The 20410-nt window shown below is 68.9% G+C and carries 19 protein-coding genes; 13 read left to right on the forward strand and 6 right to left on the reverse strand.

The genetic code is table 11. The annotated features are described in order from the left end of the window. From VGD93_RS07495 to VGD93_RS07520, 6 genes are all read left to right on the forward strand, one after another. Nucleotides 1–957 (forward strand): 2-oxo acid dehydrogenase subunit E2 (locus tag VGD93_RS07495; RefSeq protein WP_395010745.1); only part of this gene is annotated, 957 nt, incomplete at its 5' end. Between the two features lie 12 nt (nucleotides 958–969). Continuing rightward, the gene (locus VGD93_RS07500; RefSeq protein WP_395010747.1) at nucleotides 970–1608 is read left to right on the forward strand and encodes an SGNH/GDSL hydrolase family protein; all 639 of its coding nucleotides are present in this window, start codon (nucleotides 970–972) and stop codon (nucleotides 1606–1608) included. A gap of 35 nt (nucleotides 1609–1643) precedes the next feature. Beyond that, nucleotides 1644–3083 (forward strand): dihydrolipoyl dehydrogenase, encoded by a 1440-nt coding sequence (gene lpdA / locus VGD93_RS07505; protein WP_395010749.1) that lies wholly within the window; start codon nucleotides 1644–1646, stop codon nucleotides 3081–3083. A gap of 135 nt (nucleotides 3084–3218) precedes the next feature. After that, on the forward strand, nucleotides 3219–3467 hold the full coding sequence (locus tag VGD93_RS07510; RefSeq protein ID WP_395010786.1) for a GlsB/YeaQ/YmgE family stress response membrane protein: 249 nt from the start codon (nucleotides 3219–3221) through the stop codon (nucleotides 3465–3467). Between the two features lie 8 nt (nucleotides 3468–3475). Then, nucleotides 3476–4435, forward strand: a complete 960-nt coding sequence (gene lipA, locus VGD93_RS07515; RefSeq protein WP_395010751.1) for a lipoyl synthase — start codon at nucleotides 3476–3478, stop codon at nucleotides 4433–4435. Next, entirely contained in the window at nucleotides 4435–4878 is a 444-nt protein-coding gene (locus tag VGD93_RS07520) for a type II toxin-antitoxin system RatA family toxin (protein WP_395010753.1), read from the forward strand. The genes lipA and VGD93_RS07520 overlap by 1 nt, the downstream gene beginning before the upstream one ends. Before the next feature lie 5 nt (nucleotides 4879–4883). On the opposite strand, the gene VGD93_RS07525 is transcribed toward VGD93_RS07520, so the two are convergent. Both VGD93_RS07525 and VGD93_RS07530 read right to left on the reverse strand, forming a co-directional pair. Beyond that, the gene (locus VGD93_RS07525; protein ID WP_395010788.1) at nucleotides 4884–5372 is read right to left on the reverse strand and encodes a CinA family protein; all 489 of its coding nucleotides are present in this window, start codon (nucleotides 5370–5372) and stop codon (nucleotides 4884–4886) included. A 7-nt stretch (nucleotides 5373–5379) separates the two neighbouring features. Continuing rightward, nucleotides 5380–6573 (reverse strand): bifunctional 2-C-methyl-D-erythritol 4-phosphate cytidylyltransferase/2-C-methyl-D-erythritol 2,4-cyclodiphosphate synthase, encoded by a 1194-nt coding sequence (locus VGD93_RS07530; protein WP_395010754.1) that lies wholly within the window; start codon nucleotides 6571–6573, stop codon nucleotides 5380–5382. Nucleotides 6574–6747: 174 nt separating this feature from the next. Between VGD93_RS07530 and dusB the strand changes: the two genes are divergently transcribed. The 7 genes from dusB (at nucleotide 6748) to hflX (ending at nucleotide 16050) form a co-directional block, all read left to right on the forward strand. After that, nucleotides 6748–7749, forward strand: coding sequence for a tRNA dihydrouridine synthase DusB (gene dusB, locus VGD93_RS07535; protein ID WP_395010756.1), 1002 nt, complete (start codon nucleotides 6748–6750; stop codon nucleotides 7747–7749). After that, the gene (locus tag VGD93_RS07540) at nucleotides 7746–8876 is read left to right on the forward strand and encodes a two-component system sensor histidine kinase NtrB (protein ID WP_395010758.1); all 1131 of its coding nucleotides are present in this window, start codon (nucleotides 7746–7748) and stop codon (nucleotides 8874–8876) included. The genes dusB and VGD93_RS07540 overlap by 4 nt, the downstream gene beginning before the upstream one ends. After that, a complete protein-coding gene (gene ntrC / locus VGD93_RS07545) occupies nucleotides 8873–10318 on the forward strand; it encodes a nitrogen regulation protein NR(I) (protein ID WP_395010760.1) in 1446 nt (481 codons plus the stop codon). The genes VGD93_RS07540 and ntrC overlap by 4 nt, the downstream gene beginning before the upstream one ends. A 162-nt stretch (nucleotides 10319–10480) precedes the next feature. Further along, nucleotides 10481–12868, forward strand: coding sequence for a sensor histidine kinase (locus tag VGD93_RS07550; RefSeq protein ID WP_395010762.1), 2388 nt, complete (start codon nucleotides 10481–10483; stop codon nucleotides 12866–12868). After that, entirely contained in the window at nucleotides 12868–14250 is a 1383-nt protein-coding gene (locus tag VGD93_RS07555; RefSeq protein WP_395010764.1) for a sigma-54-dependent transcriptional regulator, read from the forward strand. The genes VGD93_RS07550 and VGD93_RS07555 overlap by 1 nt, the downstream gene beginning before the upstream one ends. A gap of 172 nt (nucleotides 14251–14422) precedes the next feature. Then, the gene (gene hfq, locus VGD93_RS07560; RefSeq protein ID WP_395010766.1) at nucleotides 14423–14671 is read left to right on the forward strand and encodes an RNA chaperone Hfq; all 249 of its coding nucleotides are present in this window, start codon (nucleotides 14423–14425) and stop codon (nucleotides 14669–14671) included. A gap of 8 nt (nucleotides 14672–14679) precedes the next feature. After that, the gene (hflX, locus tag VGD93_RS07565; RefSeq protein ID WP_395010768.1) at nucleotides 14680–16050 is read left to right on the forward strand and encodes a GTPase HflX; all 1371 of its coding nucleotides are present in this window, start codon (nucleotides 14680–14682) and stop codon (nucleotides 16048–16050) included. A gap of 9 nt (nucleotides 16051–16059) precedes the next feature. Here hflX and mazG read toward each other — a convergent pair whose 3' ends face one another. The 4 genes from mazG to VGD93_RS07585 all read right to left on the reverse strand — a co-directional run bounded on the left by mazG (nucleotide 16060) and on the right by VGD93_RS07585 (nucleotide 20409). Further along, nucleotides 16060–16887: a nucleoside triphosphate pyrophosphohydrolase gene (gene mazG, locus VGD93_RS07570; protein WP_395010769.1), complete on the reverse strand. Its 828-nt coding sequence runs from the start codon at nucleotides 16885–16887 to the stop codon at nucleotides 16060–16062. Between the two features lie 91 nt (nucleotides 16888–16978). Further along, complete coding sequence (locus tag VGD93_RS07575) at nucleotides 16979–17266, reverse strand: UBP-type zinc finger domain-containing protein (RefSeq protein ID WP_395010771.1); 288 nt, start codon at nucleotides 17264–17266, stop codon at nucleotides 16979–16981. Then, on the reverse strand, nucleotides 17247–18704 hold the full coding sequence (locus tag VGD93_RS07580; RefSeq protein WP_395010773.1) for a sensor histidine kinase: 1458 nt from the start codon (nucleotides 18702–18704) through the stop codon (nucleotides 17247–17249). The genes VGD93_RS07575 and VGD93_RS07580 overlap by 20 nt, the downstream gene beginning before the upstream one ends. After that, nucleotides 18697–20409: an FAD-dependent oxidoreductase gene (locus VGD93_RS07585; protein WP_395010775.1), complete on the reverse strand. Its 1713-nt coding sequence runs from the start codon at nucleotides 20407–20409 to the stop codon at nucleotides 18697–18699. The genes VGD93_RS07580 and VGD93_RS07585 overlap by 8 nt, the downstream gene beginning before the upstream one ends. Nucleotide 20410: the final 1 nt, after the last annotated feature.

The following is a 20410-nucleotide window of genomic DNA, read 5'->3' on the forward strand; positions in this document are numbered from 1 at the left end:
ACCTTCGCCTCGCCGCTGGCGCGGCGCCTGGCCCAGGGCGCCGGCATCGATATCGGCCTGGTCGCCGGCTCGGGCCCGCACGGGCGGGTGGTCAAGCGTGACATTGAGGCCGCCGCCGCCGGCAAGGTCCCGCTCCGCGCCGCGCCGCCCGCTTCTGCCGCTGCGCCCGCACCGACGGCTGCAGCCGCCGCTGCCGCACCCGCAATTCCCGGCGGCGGCATGACCAAGGCGCAGGTCCTCGCCCTCTACGAGGAGGGCAGCTACGACATCGTCGCCAATGACGGCATGCGCAAGGTGGTAGCCGCCCGCCTCACCGAGTCGAAGCAGACCGTCCCGCATTTCTACCTGACCCTCGACTGCCGCATCGACGACATGCTCGCGGCGCGCGAGGAGATCAACGCTGCCGCTCCCGTCAGGGACGGCAAGCCCGACTACAAGCTCTCGGTCAACGACTTGGTGATGAAGGCCTGGGCAACGGCGCTCATGAAGGTGCCGGCGGCCAACGCCACCTGGGCCGTCGACTCGATCCTCTACCACAAGCATGCGGACATCGCCGTCGCCGTGGCCGTGCCCGGCGGGCTGTTCACCCCGGTGGTGAAGGCGGTCGACACCAAGTCGCTTACGCAGATCTCCGCCGAGGTGAAGGACCTCGCCGCTCGCGCCCGCTCCAAGAAGCTCGCGCCACACGAATACCAGGGCGGCAGCAGCTCGATCTCCAATCTGGGCATGTACGGCATCAGGGAATTCGCCGCCGTCATCAACCCGCCGCACGGCACGCTGCTGGCAGTGGGGGCCGGCGAGGAGCGCGTCTATGCCGAAAAGGGCAAGGTCATGACCGGCACCTTCATGACGGTGACGCTGTCCTGCGACCACCGCTCGGTGGACGGGGCGCTCGGCGCCGAGTTGCTCGCGGCCTTCAAGGCCGTCATCGAGCACCCGATCATGATGCTGGCTTAGGAGCGGCGGGCGATGAAGACCATCCTGGCCTATGGTGACAGCCTGACCTACGGCGCCGATCCGGGGACGCTCGCGCGCCATCCGCATGAAGACCGGTGGCCGACGGCGCTGGAGGCCGGCCTCGCCGGCGCGGCCCGGGTGATCGCCGAGGGCCTGGGAGGACGCACGACGGCCTTCGACGATTTCGCGACCGCCGCCGATCGCAACGGCGCGCGCGTGCTGCCGACCCTGCTGGCGAGCCACTCGCCGCTCGACCTCGTCATCCTCTTCCTCGGCACCAACGACCTCAAGAGCTACATCAACGGCAGCGCCTTCGGCGCGGCCATGGGCATCAAGCGCCTGGTCGAGATCGTCCGCACCTTTCCCTACGGCGTCGGCGCCGGCGTGCCCGCCATCATCATCGTCGCGCCGCCGCTCACGGTCCCGACCGACCATGCCGACCTCGGGCCGATGTTCGCGGCGCGGGCCGAGGAGGCCCGCCTGTTCTCCAGATACTACAGCCGTATCGCGGCCGAGCTCGGCTGCGGCTTCTTCGATGCGGCGACGGTGGCGACGGCCAGCCCCCTCGACGGCGTGCACCTGGATGCCGGCAACACGCGGGCGGTGGGCCAGGGGCTCGTGCCGGTCGTGAAATCGATCCTCGGCCTGTGACGCGGATCCAATCGAACAGCTCACAAGAGGAGCCCATGGCAGACCAATACGATCTTATCATCATCGGTGCGGGCCCGGGCGGCTATACCGCCGCCATCCGTGCGGCGCAGCTTGGGATGAAGGTGGCGATCGTCGAGCGCGAGCACATGGCCGGCATCTGCTCCAACTGGGGATGCGTGCCGACCAAGGCCCTGCTGCGTTCGGCCGAAATCTATGGGTACATGAGCCACGCCGAGAAGTACGGCCTCACCTCCGGCGGCCCCGGCTTCGATCTCGACGCCATCATCAAGCGTTCGCGCCAGATCGCCGGGCAGATGAACAACGGCGTCCAGTTCCTCATGAAGAAGAACAAGGTCGACATCATCTGGGGTGAGGCCCGCCTGGCGGCGCCCGGCGTGGTCGACGTCGGCCAGCCCACGAAGCCCCCGGTCGAGCCGCAGCATCCGGCGCCCAAGAACCGGCTGGGCGAGGGGACCTACAAGGCCAGGAACGTCATCATCGCCACCGGAGCCCGTCCCCGGGTCCTGCCCGGCATCGAGCCCGACGGCGAGTTGATCTGGACCTATTTCGAGGCCATGAAGCCGGCCTCGTTCCCCAAGTCGCTGGTGGTCATGGGGTCTGGCGCCATCGGCATCGAGTTTGCCTCGTTCTACCGTTCGCTCGGCGCGGAGGTGACGGTGATCGAACTGCTGCCGCAGATCCTGCCGGTCGAGGATGCCGAGATTTCGGCCCTCGCCCGCAAGCGCATGGAAAAGCGCGGCATCAAGTTCCTGACCGACGCCAGGGTCACCAAGGTCGACAAGTCGAAATCGGGTGTCACTGCCCATGTCGAGCTCAAGTCGGGCGAGACCCAGCAGGTCTCCGGCGAACGGCTGATCTCGGCCGTCGGCGTGCAGTGCAACACCGAGGGGCTCGGCCTCGAGCAGCTTGGCGTCAAGCTCGAGCGCGGCGCCATTGCCATCGACGAGTACGGCCGCACCAATGTCCCGGGCGTCTGGGCCATCGGCGACGTCGCCGGCCCGCCCATGCTGGCGCACAAGGCCGAGCACGAAGCGATGATCACCGTCGAGACCATCGCCGGGCAGAAGGTGCATCCCCTCGACCGCCGCCGCGTTCCCGGTTGCACCTATTGCGAGCCGCAGGTGGCGAGCGTCGGGCTCACCGAGGCCAGGGCCAGGGAGCAGGGCCGCGAGATCAAGGTCGGGCGGTTCCCCTTCGTCGGCAACGGCAAGGCCATCGCGCTGGGGGAACCGGACGGGCTGGTCAAGACCATCTTCGATGCGAAGACCGGCGAACTGCTGGGGGCGCATCTCGTGGGCGCGGAGGTGACCGAGCTGATCCAGGGCTTCGTCATCGCCATGAACCTCGAGACCACCGAGGAGGACCTGATCCACACCGTCTTCCCGCATCCCACGCTCTCGGAGGCGATGAAGGAAGGCGTCCTTGACGCCTATGGCCGGGCGCTCAACATCTAGCGGGCCGCCAGCCGGGCCGCCCGCCTGCCGGCGGCGCGGGGCAGCCATGCGGGTCGGCGATACCCGGTCGGGCCGCGTTGGAGTAGCATTGCAGCAAAGACAGCAGCACACGGAAGGATCCTGACCATGGGCCGCATGGACGCGCGTTCGCTCCTTATCTTTCTCGGCATCGGCCTGCTCGCTGGCTTCCTCGCCAGCCTCGTCGTCGGCGGGGGAGGGCTGGTCACCTATCTGCTGAGCGGCATCATCGGCTCGTTCGTGGGCGGCTATCTGTTCTCGGCACTCAACATCAATCTCGGCATCAGGAGCGAGCTGGTGCGTCAGATCATCACTTCAACCGCCGGCGCGATTGTCGTAGTGCTCGTGGCGCGGCTCATCAGTTAGGAACTCCCGTGGTCAACCTCATCGACAAGACCGGCGCGGCGCGTCCGCGTCACCCGGAAAAGGTCAACCGCCCGGATGCCGAGGTGTTGCGCAAGCCCGAGTGGATCCGCGTCAAGGCGCCCGGGTCGCCGGTCTATCGCGAAACCCAGCAGATCGTCCGCGAGAACGGCCTGGTCACCGTCTGCGAGGAGGCGGGCTGTCCCAATATCGGCGAGTGCTGGTCGCACAAGCACGCTACGTTCATGATCATGGGCGAGATCTGCACGCGCGCCTGCGCCTTCTGCAACGTCCGCACCGGCCTGCCCAATGCGCTCGACCCGAATGAGCCGGAAAGCGTGGCGATCGCGACCGAAAAGCTCGGCCTGCGGCACGTCGTCATCACCTCGGTGGACCGCGACGATTTGCCCGACGGCGGTGCCCGCCATTTCGCCGACGTCGTGCGCGCCGTGCGCGCCCGCAACCCGCAGACCACCATCGAGATCCTGACGCCCGACTTCCTGCGCAAGGAGGGGGCGCTCGAAATTGTCGTTGCGTCCAAGCCGGACGTCTTCAACCACAATCTCGAGACGGTCCCGTCCAAGTACCTCAAGGTTCGTCCGGGGGCGCGCTACTTCCACTCCATCCGCCTGCTGCAGCGCGTCAAGGAACTCGACCCCACGATGTTCACCAAGTCCGGCATCATGGTCGGGCTCGGCGAGGAGCGGAACGAAGTCCTGCAGCTCATGGACGACCTGCGCAGCGCCGACGTCGATTTCCTGACCATCGGCCAGTACCTGGCGCCGAGCCGCAAGCACCACCCGGTTGCCCGGTTCGTCACCCCCGACGAGTTCAAGTCCTATGCGACCATTGCCACGACCAAGGGCTTCCTGCTCGTCGCCTCCAGCCCGCTGACGCGCTCGTCGTACCATGCCGGCGAGGATTTTGCCCGGCTGCGGGCGGCCCGCCTCGCCAGGCTCGCCGGGGCCTGATGCCTGACCTGTATTTCGAGCGGCACGTGCCCCACCTGCCCGAGCGCATGTACGCGCTGGTGGCCGATCTCGAGCGCTATCCGCAATTCATTCCCAACTGTACCGCCATGGACGTCAAGCGCGACCGCGGGCAGCCGGGAGACGTGCGGCTGGCGCGGATGACGATCCGCTTCGGGCCGCTGACGCAGTCCTACACCAGCCGGGTCACGGCGGATCCGCAGACCCGCACGATCGAGGCCAAGGCGGTCGACGGCCCGTTCAGCTATCTGGTCAGCAAGTGGCGCTTCGAGCCGGAGGGGGAGGGCACCCGGATCCGGTTCGACATCGATTTCAAGTTCAACAACCCGGTCATCGCCAAGCTGGCCGAGCCGGCCTTCGCCGCCAAGCAGAACGAGATCGTCGATGCCTTCGTCGACGAGGCCGACCGCCGCTTCGGCAGCTGAGGCCCTCAGGCCCTCGCGGCCTTGAGCAGCAGTCTCAGCGCCTCGGCCACCGATGCCTGCCTGATGCCGTCCCGGTCGAGGTCGGCGAAGTTCTTCTTCACATGCGTGGTGCCGTCGGCGCTTGCCACGGCGAAATGCACGAGGCCGACCGGCTTTTCCTTCGACCCGCCGGTCGGTCCGGCAACCCCCGTCACGGCGACCGCAAGATGCGTACCCGCCACCGCCAGGGCGCCTTCGGCCATAGCCATGGCCACGTCCTTGGAGACGGCCCCGTGCTGCCGGAGCAGCGCGTATGGGACCCCCACCATGGCGATCTTGGCCTCGTTGGCGTAGGTGACGTAGCCGCCATAGACCACGTCGGAGGCGCCGGAGATCGAGGTCAAGGCCGCCGCGACGAGCCCGCCGGTGCAGCTTTCCGCGGTGGCAACCGTCAGCCCCGCCGCGGCAAGGGCGGCAACCGTCTCCTGCGCCAGCATGGCGATCTCTTCGGGCATCCTCATCTCAGTCCGTCCTCGGCAGTTCGATGCTGGCGGCCGCCATGGCGACGATGCCCTCCTCGCGGCCGACGAAGCCGAGCCGCTCGCTGGTGGTCGCCTTGATCGCGACGCGCGTCGGCGATATCTGGCAGGTTGCCGAAATCGTCCGTTTCATCGTCTCCACGTGCGGGCCGATTCGGGGCGCCTCGCAGACGATGGTGACGTCGAGGTTGACGATCCGCCCGCCGCGCCCCAGCACCAGGTCGACCGCGTGGGCGAGGAAGAGCGTCGACGCGGCGCCCTGCCACTGTGGGTCGCTTGGCGGGAAGTGCACGCCGATATCGCCTTCGCCGAGGGCGCCGTAGATCGCGTCGGTGAGCGCGTGCAGCGCCGCGTCGGCGTCGGAGTGACCGGCGAGCCGGTGCGTGTGCGGGATGCCCACCCCCCCGAGCCACACCGTGTCGCCCTCGGCGAACGGATGTACGTCGTAGCCGGTGCCGACCCGTGTCTCCATGCTGCCTTCCCCCGCGATGATGCGCTCCGCCCGGGCGAAGTCCTCGGGCAGCGTCAGCTTGATGTTGCGCGTGCTGCCGCGGGTCATCCGCACGGTCATGCCCGCCCACTCGGCAATCGCCGCGTCGTCCGTGAAATCCTGCGGCTCGCGCGCCGCCGCCTCGTGCGCCGCAAAGATGGGGGCGAAGTGAAAGCCCTGCGGCGTCTGGGCGGCAAACAGTTCGTGCCGGTCCTGGGTCCCGGCCACGGTCAGCCGGTCGGTCGAGCGCTTGATGGTGTCGATCACCGGCACCACGGGCAGGGCCGCTTGGTGCTCCTCGAGCGCGAGCAGGACCGCTTCGATGAGCCCGCCGTCGACGAAGGGGCGCACCGCGTCATGGATCAGGACGTGGTCGGGTCGGTGCGCCTGTAGCGCCCGCAGCCCGGCCAGCACCGACGCCTGGCGGCTGGCGCCGCCCGTGACGGCGGGCAGGAGCCGTGCGTCGGCCAGCCCGAGCGCCCGATAGCGCTCCTCGTGCCCGGGGTGGATCACCGGCAGGATCCACCTGATTTCCGGCACTTCGAGCAGGGCGCCGATGGTGCGGCCGAGGACCGGCACGCCCTGCACCGGACGATACTGTTTCGGCTCGCTGTCGCCGTTGGCGATGGCCCGCTCGCCGCGACCGGCGGCGACGACGATGGCGGCAATGGTTCGGTTGCTGTTCAAGGATGTTGACGTCGGGTCTGGTGAAAGCTAGCGCCGATGCTCTATCGGGGCGCCCGGCAGCCGGCAAGCCCGCCCGGCGCTGCGGCGCCCTGTCTGCCATATCCCTGTTGCGCCCGGAACAAAACTGATTATTGTGCGGGCACTTTCTGGAAATGATCAAATCTGGAGCATTGGGTGACTGAGCTCGCCGGCACATTGAGCATTGGCGGCCGCGATCTGGCCAACCGGGCCTTCCTCGCCCCGATGGCCGGCATCACCGACGCGCCCATGCGCCGGCTCGCCGAGCGCTTCGGCGCCGGTCTCGTCGTCTCCGAGATGATCGCCAGCGCGGCGCTGGCCACCGGCCACCACGAGATGGTGCGCAAGCTCGGCAAGGCCGGCGCGCAGCCGCACGTCGTCCAGCTCGCCGGCTGCGAGGCGCAGTGGATGGCCCGCGGCGCCGAGATCGCCGAGGCGGCCGGCGCCGACATCGTCGACATCAACATGGGGTGCCCGTCCAAGCGCGTCACCAACGGCTATGCCGGGTCCGCCCTCATGCGCGTGCCGGACGAGGCCCTGCGGCTGGTCGATGCGGTCGTTGGCGCCACGGCGCTGCCGGTCACCGTCAAGATGCGGCTGGGGTGGGACGATGCCAGCCTCAACGCCCCCGACCTGGCGCGCCGCGCAGTCGATGCCGGGGCGCGCATGATCACGGTGCACGCCCGGACGCGCCAGCAGTTCTACAAGGGAAGGGCACGCTGGGAGCTGGTACGTGCGGTGGTGGAGGCCGTCCGCGTGCCCGTCGTCGTCAACGGCGACATCGTCGATCTCGATGCTGCCCGCACCGCGCTGGCCCAGTCGGGCGCGGCCGCGGTGATGATCGGGCGCGGGGCTCAGGGCCGGCCGTGGCTGGTGGGGCAGGTGGGCGCGGCGCTCGCCGGCCGGCCGGTCCCGGCCGTCCCGAACTATGGAGCCCTCGCCGACCTGGTGCTCGAACACTACGACGCGATGCTGGCCTGCTACGGCGAGGCGCTGGGGGTGCGGGTCGCGCGCAAGCATCTGGGCTGGTACCTCGAAGCGGCAGGCATGGCGCCGGGTGCGGAAAGCCGGCGGGCCCTGCTTGCCTCGGACTCCGCGAGCGAGGTCAAGCGGCTGCTCTCCGCGTTGCCGTTCGAAGAGTGGAGGCAAGCGGCATGAGTGGGACGCCCGCCGCCAGCCTGTCGACGTCGGTGCTGCAGGCGCTCCCGCAGCCGGTGATCGTGTGCGACCAGGATCACGGCATCGTCTTCGTCAACTACGCTGCCGAGGCCTTCTTCGGCGCCTCGCTGAGCGTGCTCAGCCGCCTGCGCCTCGATGATCTCATCGCCTTCGGCTCCCCCATCATCGGGCTCGTCGACGCCGTCCGCGCCCGACATGCCCCCATGACCGAATACCGGGTCGGCGTCGGCTCCTCCCGGTTCGGCGACGGCGGCGACGAGCGCATCGTCGACGTTTTCGCCAGCCCCATCTCCGAGATGGAGGGTCGGGTGGCGCTGCTGTTCCAGGAGCGCACCATAGCCGACAAGATCGACCGCCAGCTGGTGAGCCGGGGAGCCGCGCGCTCGGTCACGGGGCTGGCCGCGATGCTCGCACACGAGATCAAGAACCCGCTCTCCGGGATCAGGGGCGCGGCGCAGTTGCTCGAGCAGAGCGTCACCGCTGACGAACTGCCGCTCGCTCGTCTCATCCGCGAGGAGACGGACCGCATCGTCGGGCTGATCGACCGCGTCGAGGTCTTCGGTGACGACCGGCCGCTCGATCGCGACCCGGTCAACATCCACGTCGTGCTCGACCGCGTGAAGCTGCTTGCCCGCAGCGGCATCGCGCGCGGCATCGCCTTCTACGAGGAGTACGACCCGTCCCTGCCGCCGGTGCACGGCAACCGCGACCAGTTGGTGCAGGTCTTCCTGAACCTGGTGAAAAATGCCGCGGAAGCCCTTGTGCATACGCATAAACCAGAAATCCGCATTTCGACCGCCTTCCGCCCAGGGATCCGCATCGCGGTGCAGGGGGTGACGCAGCGGATCTCGCTGCCGCTCGAGATCGTGATCGAGGACAACGGTCCCGGGGTGCCGCCGGAGATCGTGCCGAACCTGTTCGATCCGTTCGTCACCACCAAGCCGACCGGGTCGGGCCTCGGCCTGGCGCTGGTGGCCAAGCTGGTGGGCGATCACGGCGGCGTCGTCGACTGCGACAGCCGGCCGGGCCGCACCAGGTTCCGCATCCTGCTGCCGGTGGCGACGGCCGCGGTCGCAACGGCCAACGAGGAGGTTCCCGCGGCATGAGCCACACCGTCCTGCTGGCCGACGACGACGCCGCCATCCGCATGGTGCTCAACCAGGCGCTGACCCGGGCCGGCTACGAGGTGCGTCCCACTGGCAACCTGTCGACCATGTGGAACTGGGTGTCGCGCGGCGAGGGCGACCTGCTCATCACCGACGTGGCCATGCCCGACGGCAGTGCCTTCGAGATCATGCCCAAGATCAGGAAGCTGCGGCCCGACCTGCCGATCGTGGTGATGAGCGCGCAGAACACCTTCATGACCGCCATCCGCGCCAACGAACTGGGCGCCTACGAATACCTCCCCAAGCCGTTCGACATCACGGAGGTCCTGTCGGTGGTGGCGCGCGCCCTTGCCGAGGTCAGCCGGCCGTCGCGCGACGAGCGCCGCGCGGAGGAGCCGGGCGAAGCCATGCCGCTGGTCGGGCGCTCGGCGGCCATGCAGGACATCTACCGGGCGCTGGCCCGGCTCATGCAGACCGACCTGACGGTGATGATCACCGGCGAGAGCGGCACCGGCAAGGAACTCGTCGCCCGCGCCCTGCACGATTTCGGCAAGCGCCGCAACGGCCCGTTCGTCGCCATCAACATGGCGGCCATTCCGCGCGACCTGATCGAGGCCGAGTTGTTCGGCCACGAGAAGGGCGCCTTCACCGGCGCCACCGCGCGCTCCTCCGGCCGCTTCGAGCAGGCCGAGGGTGGCACGCTTTTCCTCGACGAGATCGGCGACATGCCGATGGAGGCGCAGACCCGCCTGCTGCGCGTGCTGCAGGCCGGCGAGTACACGATGGTCGGGGGGCGCACGCCGATCAGGAGCAACGTCCGCATCGTCGCCGCAACGCACCGCGATCTCGGCCAGCTGATTCGTCAGGGCCTGTTCCGCGAGGACCTGTTCTACCGTCTCAACGTCGTCCCCATCCGCCTGCCGCCGCTGCGCGAACGAGTCGACGATATCGGTGACCTGGTGCAGCATTTCCTGCGCGCCGCCCCGCCGGGCGCCGAGGCCAAGACCATTGCTCCGGAGGCCATTCGCGTGATGCAGGCCTACTCCTGGCCCGGCAACGTCCGCGAACTGGAGAATCTCGTCCGCCGCCTGTCGGCGCTCTATGCCGACGAGGTCATCTCCGCCGAGATCGTGCAGAACGAACTCGCCATCGCCGACCGCTCGCCCGCGGGCCCTGCCGCCGGCGCGGTCGATCTGTCCACGGCCGTCGAAGCCCATCTGGCGCAAGTGCTGCGCGAGCATGCGCCGGACCTGCCCCCGGCGGGGCTGTATCAGCGCGTCCTCGACCGCGTCGAGGCGCCCCTCATCGCGATGGTGCTCAACGCCTGCGGTGGTAACCAGATCCGGGCGGCCGACGTGCTCGGGGTCAACCGCAACACGCTGCGCAAGAAGATCCGCTCCCACGGCATCGAAATCGTCAGGCAGTCGCGCCGGCAGGGCTGAGCGGGGCCGCACCAATCCTGTGGCGAAATCGCCACGTCGCTGCTGAGCGCCTGCGACCCCGCCCCGGGGAGGGTGTCACATTTCAGCAACATTTCTCTTGAAGGGTAGTGAGGGGTGGGCCAACATCGCGGCTCCGATCCCGTCTCACGCGCCGGTAGCTGCATGAACGACGCTGCGCAAGCAAGCACCATCATCCTGCCGCGGGCAGAAGCGGCTGCGGTCGCGTTGCCGCGCTCGGCGCTGTTCGGCGGCAGCAAGCAGGCCATCCGCACGCTCGGCCTCGCCATCGTGCTGCTGTCGGTGTTCGTTTCCTCCGGCTCCTTCCTGATCATGACGGGGGCGACCGACATCGAGCCGACGCCCGAGGTCTGGTCCATCATCTGGATCGTCAATGGCCTGCTGGTGCTGATGGTGATCGCGCTGGTGCTGACCGAGGCCGCGCTGCTGTTCCAGGCCCGCCTGCGGGGAGAGCCCGGCGCGGGTCTGCAGATCCGCATGGTGACGATGTTCGCCGCCGTCGCCGCGCTCCCGGCGGCGCTCGTCGCCGTCGTCGCCACCATCTCGCTCAACCAGGGTCTCGACCAGTGGTTTTCGGAACGCACGCGGACGATGGTGGAAAGCTCGCGCCTGGTCGCCCGCTCCTACATGCTGGAGCACGCCCAGGTGCTGCGCGACGACATCATCTGGGTCGCCAACGAACTCGAGCAGGCCCGCGGCACGTTCGAGGCCGACCGCGAGAAGTACCAGCGCATCCTGACTGCCCTGGCCGTGACCCGCTCGCTGCCGTTCACCTCGCTGATCTCCGCCGACGGCGATACGCTGATGCGGGCCCAGATCAACGCCCAGGGCACCATCCCCAGGGTGCCCGACGGGCTCACTTCGGGCGTCGACGTGGGGGCGCCGACGCTGATTGCGCCCGGCCGCACCAACCTCGTGGGGGCGGTGGTCAAGCTGCGCGGCTACAACGACACCTACCTGTTCGTGGCCCGCCCGGTCGACCCGGAGGTGCTCGAGTTCATGCGGCTCACCGACGAGAACATCACCGAGTACCGCGAGTATGAATCGAACCGGCTGGTGTTCCAGATTACCTTCACCATCATGTATGTCGGCCTGGCGCTCGTGCTGCTGCTCGCCGCCCTGTGGATCGGCATTGCCCTCGCCAACCGCTTCGTCAATCCCATCCGCAACCTGATGGTGGCATCGAGCCGCGTCAGCGATGGAGACCTCGACGTGCAGGTTCCCGTGCAGCGCGGACGCGGCGACCTGCGCGACCTGCTCAACCGCTTCAATACCATGACGCAGCAGTTGAAGACGCAGCGCGAAGCCCTTGTTGATGCAAGCGAAACAAACGAGAAACGTCGCCAGTTCACCGAGGCGGTGGTGGAAGGCGTGTCGGCCGGCATCGTCGGCCTCGACCCGTTCGGCGGGATCACGCTGGTGAACGCCCGTGCCGCCGAAATGGTCGGACGGGACGAGATCTCCCTCGTCGGCGAGAGCATCGAGAAGGTCATTCCCGCCCTCGGGCCGATCATCGAACGCGCCAAGTCGTCGCGCCGCGGCCAGATCCGCGACCAGATCGAGATCGGCTCGGGGCCGGACTACCGGACCTACCAGGTGCAGCTGACCCGTGAAGGCACGATGACCGAAAGCAAGGGCTTCGTGGTCACCCTCGACGACATCACCGACCTGCTGTCGGCGCAGCGCACCGGTGCCTGGGCCGACGTGGCGCGCCGCATCGCGCACGAGATCAAGAACCCGCTGACGCCCATCCAGCTCTCGGCCGAACGGTTGCGCCGCCGCTATGCCAGCAAGCTCAGCGACGATTTCGAGGTGTTCGACAAGTGCATCAACACCATCGTGCGCCAGGTGGGGGACATCGGCCGCATGGTCGACGAATTCTCCTCCTTCGCCCGCATGCCGACGGCGCAACTGGAGAAGGGAGACCTGTCCGACGCCATCCGCCAGGCGGTCTTCCTCGAAAGCGTGCGCATGCCGGAGGTGGCGATCAAGGTCGATCTGCCGGACGAGGCGATCGCCGCGCATTTCGACAAGCGCCTGATTTCCCAGTGCCTCACCAACCTGCTGAAGAACGCGGCGGAGTCGATCGAGGGGGCAGGGCTGGACGCCATCCGCGATCCGGTGATCATCGCGTCGGCGCGGGTCGAGGGCGATTTCGTTCGTGTCTCGGTTTCCGACAACGGCAAGGGCTGGCCCAAGGAAAACCGCAACCGCCTGCTCGAGCCCTATATCACCACGCGCGACAAGGGCACCGGCCTGGGGCTTGCAATTGTCGCCAAGATCATAGAGCAGCACGGTGGCAAGGTTGAGTTGATCGACGCCGAGCCGGACGCCAATGGCAGGATTGGCGCCTGTTTCACCTTCACATTGCCGGTCGAGGCGCCCGAGCCCGACGCAGCAGCGGCACCCAGTTCGGGCGAACCAGCGCAGGGGGCCGCAGCGGGCCAGACACAGCCAGACAGTCAAGCGGGTGGGGCGAAACCCGAAAACCAGCAAGAGGAGCCGCAATTGCCTGCGGTCGAGAATTTCTGATGGCTCTCGATATCCTGATCATTGACGATGAAGACGATATCCGCGACCTGATCGCCGGCATTCTGGAGGATGAAGGCTACGAGACCCGACAGGCGCACGATGCCGATTCGGGCCTCAACGAGATCGCCCGGCGCCGCCCGAGCCTCGTCTTCCTCGACATCTGGATGCAGGGCAGCCGGCTCGACGGCCTGCAACTGCTCGACGTCTTCCAGTCGCAGCACCCGGACATGCCGGTGGTGATGATCTCGGGGCACGGCAATGTCGAAACCGCCGTCTCGGCCATCCGTCGCGGCGCCTACGACTACATCGAGAAGCCGTTCAAGATCGACCGGCTGCTGCTGATCACCCAGCGCGCCATGGAGGCGGCCCGGCTCAAGACCGAAGTGGCCGATCTGCGCGAACGGTCGACCAACAAGATCGTGGAGATGGTGGGGTCGTCGCCGACGCTGCAGCAGGCGAGGGGGGTGATCGAGAAATCGGCGCCGACCAATTCGCGCATCTTCATCTCCGGTCCCTCGGGCAGCGGCAAGGGGCTGTGTGCGCGGCTGATCCACCAGAAGAGCCCGCGCGCCGATGCGCCGTTCGTCGAGATCAACTGCTCGCTCTATTCGCCCGACGAGGTACAGGTCGTGCTGTTCGGGCGCGAGATCCGCGAGCGGCCCGGCACGCTCCGCGTCGAGGTCGGGGCGCTGGAGCGGGCGCATGGCGGCACGCTCTATCTTTCGGAAGTGGCGACGCTGCCCATGGCGGCCCAGGGCGCCCTGTTGCGCACTCTCGTCGAGAACAAGTTCAACCGGGTCGGCGGCTCGGTCGCCGTGCCCATCGATGTGCGCGTGATTTCCTCGAGTTCGCAGAACGTCGCCCAGTTGATCGAGGACGGCCAGTTCCGTTCCGACCTGTTCCACCGGCTGTCGATCGTGCCGCTGCACCTCACTCCGCTCAAGGAACGGCGCGAGGACGTTCCCCCGCTCGTCAGCGTCTTCATCGAGCAGGTCTGCCGCATGCACAGCCTGCGCAGCCTGTCCGTCGGCGAGGATGCCGTCGCCGTGCTGCAGGCCCAGGATTGGCCGGGCAATGCCCGCCAGTTGCGCAATTCCATCGAGCGCCTGCTCATCCTGGTCAAGGACCAGGCGCCGCCCGACGGCATCATAAACGCCGCCATGCTGCCCCCCGATATCGGGGAGGTGCTGCCGACGGTCGGCGACACGGACGCTTCGGCGCACCTGATGAGCCTGCCGCTGCGCGAGGCGCGGGAAGTGTTCGAGCGGCAATACCTGCTGGCGCAGATCGAGCGCTTCGGCGGCAATATCTCCAAGACGGCGGAATTCGTCGGCATGGAGCGCAGTGCCTTGCACCGCAAGATCAAATCCCTTGGCTTGTGACGGCGCCATTGCGGCGCCGGGTAGGCAGGGTAGCGGCTTTGTGCCATAATTGCCGGGCGCGGACGTACGATTGCGAGACTCGGGAGAGGGAGCGGCGGCGGCCCGCCCGGACAAGGAAACACCGGATGGCCCCAGGGCCGTCCTCGGCAATGACCCGCGAAAGAGGCCACAAATGCCCGGCGAAAAGACGCAGAACCTTCAGGACGCCTTCCTCAACCATGTTCGCAAGCAGAAGGTCCCGGTGACCATCTTCCTGGTCAACGGGGTGAAGCTGCAGGGCGTGATCACCTGGTTCGACAATTTCTGCCTGCTGCTGCGCCGCGATGCGCAGTCGCAGCTCGTCTACAAGCACGCGATCTCGACCATCATGCCGGGTGGCCCGATCCAGCTCTTCGATCCGGAACATCCGGGCGAAGACTGACAGCGGCGATGACCGGCGATGACAACGACGCCGACGGCCGCAAGCCCGGTCCGCAGCCCTTCGTAGACCGGCGGGCGGCGCCGACGCGTGCCGCGCTGGTGATCCCCGAAATCCGCGGCCAGGCCTCCGGCCACGGGGTCCAGTCCCGCAAGGCCGAGTTCGAGGGGCTGGCCGGTGCCATCGGCCTCGATATCGCCTTCTCCGAAATCGTGAAGGTGCGGGAAGTCCGGCCGGCGACGTTCCTCGGCGGCGGCCACGTCGCCGAACTGGCGAAGCGCGTCGAGGACGGCGCCATCGAACTGGTCGTGGTCGACGCGGCCCTGTCGCCCATCCAGCAGCGCAACCTCGAGCGCGAGACCGGCGCCAAGGTCCTCGACCGGACGGCGTTGATCCTCGAGATCTTCGGCGAACGCGCCGCTACCCGCGAGGGCGTGTTGCAGGTCGAACTCGCCCATCTCAACTACCAGAAGAGCCGGCTCGTGCGCTCCTGGACGCACCTGGAGCGCCAGCGCGGCGGTTTCGGCTTCTTGGGCGGCCCGGGCGAGACGCAGATCGAAAGCGACAGGCGGCTGCTGCAGGATCGCATCAAGCTCCTCGAGGAGCGCATCGAGAAGGTGCGGCAGACGCGCGAGCAGCAGAAGGGCAGGCGGGATGCCGCCCCCTACCAGGTGGTGGCGCTGGTCGGCTACACCAATGCCGGCAAGTCGAGCCTGTTCAACGCGCTGACCGGGGCGAAGGTCTTCGCCGAGAATCTGCTGTTCGCCACGCTCGATACCACCGTGCGCAAGCTCACGCTGCCGCATGGCCGCGAGGTGATGCTGTCGGATACCGTGGGCTTCGTCGCCGACCTCCCGCACGACCTCGTCGCCGCCTTCCGCGCCACCCTCGAGGAGGTGCTCGAGGCCGACGTCATCCTGCATGTCCGGGACATTTCCAACCCGGATCACGCGGCGCAGGCCGCCGACGTGCTGCAGGTGCTGGCGGAATTGGGGGTCGCCGCCGACAAGGTGCCGGTGATCGAGGTCTGGAACAAGATCGACCTGCTGGAGCGCGGCGCCGACGGCGTGTCCCCTGCGCTTGCCGCGGCCACGCCCGCCGGCCGCGTGGCCGCGACCGTGCCGGTGTCGGCCCGGACCGGCGAGGGTCTGGACAAGCTGCTGGCGGCGATCGAGGCGACGCTGGCGGCAACCAGCCGCACGTTCCGCGTGCGCATCGCCCACGCCGACGGCGCCGATGTCGGCTGGCTCTACGGCCACGCCGAAGTCGTCGGCAAGGAAGACGTCGACGAGCAGGCGCAAATGTTCGAGGTGCGGGTCGATCCGCGCCACAAGGCGGCCTTCACCCGGCGCTTCCGCGGGCGCATCACCGGCTCGGCCTGAGGCAGGGGTTCAGTCCCCGCCCGCCGCCTTGTCCCGCGCCCGGATCTCGTTCCAGTAGCCGTCCAGCCGTTCGAGCCCGGCCTCGGCGAGCTTCACGCCGTCCTCCTCGGCGCGCGCCTCGACGTGGAGGAAGCGGCGCGTGAACTTCGCGTTGGCGTCGCGCAGTGCCGTCTCGGCGTCGATCCCGGCGTGCCGGGCGAGGTTGGCGACGGCGAAGAGGAGATCGCCGATCTCCTCCTGCAGCGCGCCCCTGTCACCCCCGGTAAGGGCGGTGCCCACCTCGTCGAGTTCCTCGCGCACCTTGTCCATGACGGCGTCCGTGTCCGGCCAGTCGAAGCCGACCCCGGCCGCCCGCCGGGTGAGTTTCTCGGCCCGGTTGAGCGCGGGCAGGGCGTGCGGCACGTCGTCCAGCAGCGACGGCGGCGGCCCGCCGGCCCCGCGCCGGGCGGCCTTGTCGGCCCGCTCCTCCGCCTTGATCGCCTCCCAGCGCCGCTTCACGGCCCTGGCGTCATCCGCCGCGTCCGGACCAAACACGTGCGGGTGCCGCCGGATCAGCTTGCCGGTAATCGCTTCCACCACCTCGCCGAAGGCGAAGCTGCCGCGCTCCTCGGCCATGCGCGCGTGGAAGACGACCTGCAGCAGCAAATCGCCCAGTTCATCGCGCAAATCGTCGAAATCGCCGCGCTCGATGGCGTCGGCCACCTCGTAGGCCTCCTCGATCGTATAGGGGGCGATGCTCGCAAAGTCCTGCTCGAGGTCCCAGGGGCAGCCGGTGCCGGGCGTCCTGAGCGCCGCCATGATCTCGAGCAGGCGGGAAATATCCTTGGAAGGTGTCATCGGGCGATGCTAGCGCGTCGCCCGCACCGCCAAAACCCGTTTGAGGCCGGCCACCGGCTTGTCCACAGGCCGCCGGGCCCGGCCGCGTGCGTCATGGCCGGAACGGCCGGCCCGGCGGCAGCAGCAGGTTGTCGACATAGCAGTAGCGCCACGCTTCCCCGGGCTCGTAGGACTGGATGATGGCGTGCTGCGTTTCGTGGAAGTGCCGGCGGGCATGCTGGTTCGGCGAGTTGTCGCAGCAGCCGACATGCCCGCATACCAGGCAGACGCGCAGGTGCACCCAGCGGTCGCCCAGGGCGAGGCAGTCCGGGCAGGCGTCGGGCGAGTCCGGCACGACGTCGGCGATCTGGCTGCGATGCTCACACCTGCTGCCGGCCATCGGCGGCCTCCTTGTCCTCGGCCGGTTCGGCAGCGAGCCGCAGCGGCAGCACGATGCGGAACTCCGTCCGCCCCGGGCGGGTCTCGAAGCCGATGCGCCCGCGGTGCCGGTTGACGACGATGTTGTGCGCGATGTGCAGGCCGAGCCCCGTGCCCACGCCCTGCGCCTTGGTGGTGAAGAACGGCTCGAAGATGCGCGGCGCGACGTCGTCCGGAATGCCCGGCCCGCTGTCGGCGATGCGCACTTCCACTTCGTCCCCCAGCCGGCGGGCGGCGATCTCGAGCCGTCCGCTGCCGCCCATGGCCTGCACGGCGTTGTCGACGATGTTGGTCCACACCTGGTTGAGCTCTCCGGCATAGGCCTCGACCTTCGGCAGGTCGGCCGGGAAGTCGCGCACCACCTCGACGCCGTGCTTGAGCTTGTGGTTGAGGATCATGAGCGTGTCGTCGATGCTGGCGGCGATGTCGACGTCCTGCACCGGGGCCTGGTCGAGATAGGCATACGACTTGACGGCGCGGACGATGCCGGAGATCGCGCTCGCGGCGCGCCCGATCTCGTCCAGCAGTTGCTGGACGGCAAGCCCCGCCGCGAGCCATTGCAGCACCGCCGTCCGGTGCGCGGCGGCGAAAGCGGGGGCGAGCGCCTCGACGCGGGCGGCCGTCCAGCCATAGGCCGCCATGGCCGGCGCCATTTCCCACGGCTCCTCCGTGCCCAGGGCTTCGAGCGCTGCGGCCAGCCTGGGCTCCTCCTTGCGCGCCGCGGCGTCTTCCTGGCGCGTCCGCCCGCAGGTGGCGACGGCAATCTCGAGGTCGGCGAGGCCCTGGCGCTCGTCGGGACCGAGGTCGAGGCTGCTCAATTCGACGGTGTGGCGGCGGAACGTCTCGAACGCCTCGTTCAGGTACCCGGCGCTGCGCTGGATCGCCGCCGCCGGGTTGTTGAGCTCGTGCGCGAGGCCGGCGGCGAGCGTCCCGAGCGCCGCCAGCTTGTCGCTCTGGATCAGCGACGCCTCCGTGCTGCGCAGCCGCCCGGCCACCGTGCGCAGCAGCGTCGTTGCCGCTTCTGGCCGCCGCGCCAGCAGCTGGCGGAACGCCTCCGGGCCGATCGCCAGCAGCCGACTCGGCTCGACGGCGCGCACCGAGGCCGAGCGCGGCGCCTGTTCGAGCAGCGACATCTCGCCGAGGAACTCGCCCGGCCGGCGCGTCGCCAGCGTGACGTCCCGATCCTTGTCGCGCTTGGAGACTTCCAGCGCTCCGGACAGCACGATGTAGAGCGTATCGCCGATCGCCCCCTCGGTGATCACCTGTTCGCCGGGCGCTGCGGCGATCTCCTCGGCTCCGGCCCACAGCGCTTCCGCCTCGTCGTCGGTGAGGTCCGCGAACAGCGGCACCTGCCGGATCATGGCGCTGCGGTCGGCGGGAGCGGCGGCGGCGTCAGGCACGGGCGGGCGTTCCCGGTTCCGGGGCAGGGGGCTGCATCGGGGAGGGTGCCTTGAGGTGCTGGTGCACGAAGCTCACCGCCATGGCGCCCTCGCCGACTGCCGAGGCGATACGCTTGGTCGATTGCTGGCGCACGTCGCCGGCCACGAAGATCCCCGGCACGCTGGTTTCCAGCCAGAACGGCTCGCGATCCACGCTCCAGCCGTTCGGCCTGCGGTTGGCCTCGCGCTCGAGATTGGGGCCCGAGAGGATGAAGCCCTGCCGGTCGAGCTGCAGCTGGCCGTCGAGCCACCCCGTGCGCGGCGACGCGCCGATGAAGACGAACACGGCGTGAGCCGGATGGCGCGTCACTTCCCCGGTGGCGGTATCGCGCACCGACACCGCCTCGAGCCGCTCGTCGCCATGCAACTCGGCAACGGCGACGTTGGTCATGACGGCGATGTTGGGTGCCTCCTCGATGCGCTCGATCAGGTATTTCGACATGCTCTCGGCGAGCGATGCGCCGCGCACCAGCAAGGTCACCGATCGGGCATGCAGCGCCAGGTACAGTGCCGCCTGGCCGGCCGAATTGCCGGCGCCGACGACGAACACGTCCTCGCCCTTGACGGCGAGCGCCTCGGTGATCGCCGCGCCGTAGAACAGCCCGGCGCCGGCCAGCCGGTCGGCCCCTGGCACGTCGAGCAGCCGGTAGGAGACCCCGGTCGCCACGATCAGCGCCTGCGCCGCGACCTGCGAGCCGTCGCTCAGCGTCAGCAGGTGATAGCCGTCGCGGGTCTCCAGCTTCGTCGCCTCCATGGGCGTGAGGATCTCGGCGCCGAACCGTCGCGCCTGGGCCACGCCGCGCCGCGCCAGGTCGGCGCCGCTGAGCCCCACCGGAAAGCCCAGATAGTTCTCGATGCGCGAGCTGGTGCCGGCCTGGCCGCCCGGGGCTTCGCGCTCGATCAGGAGCGTGCGCAGCCCCTCGGACGCGCCGTAGACGGCGGAGGCCAGCCCGGCCGGGCCGGTGCCGACGACGATGAGATCGTAGGTCTTCGACACGGCGCGCGTATGCAGGCCGACCTTCTCGGCGAGGGCGGCGATGTCCGGCTGCACCAGCGCGGTGCCGTCGGCGAGCACCACCAGCGGCAGCGGCGCCTCGTCGGCGCCGGCAAGCGTGCGCAACTGGCGCGCCTCATCGTCGGCCTCGATGTCCAGCCAGCGATAGGGGATCAGGTTGCGGGCGAGGAAATCGCGGATGCGGTGACCGTCGGCGGACCAGCGGTGGCCGATGACCCGCACGCCCTCGAACACCGGCTGGTAGCCGGCCCGCCAGTCGTCCAGCAGGTCGTCGAGAACGGGATAGAGGTTCTCTTCCGGCGGGTGCCACGGCTTCATCAGGTAGTGGTCGAGGCGCACCTCGTTGATCGCCTTGATGGCCGCGTCGGTATCGGCATAGGCGGTGAGCAGCACGCGCCGCGCCTCGGGGAACAGTTCGAGCGCCCGGGCCAGGAACTCGACCCCGGTCATGCCGGGCATGCGCTGGTCGGCGACGAACAGGGCCACCGCCCGGTTGCCGAGTTTCAGTTCGGCCAGCGCCTCCAGCGCTTCTGCCCCGGACGCCGCGCGCATCACCTCGTAGTCGGCGCCATAGTGCCGGCGCAGGTCGCGGGCGACCGCCGCGAGGACCGAGGGCTCGTCGTCGACGGCGAAGATGACCGGTTTCTGCATG

Source organism: Devosia sp. (assembly GCF_036406155.1).
Classification (GTDB): domain Bacteria; phylum Pseudomonadota; class Alphaproteobacteria; order Rhizobiales; family Devosiaceae; genus Devosia_A.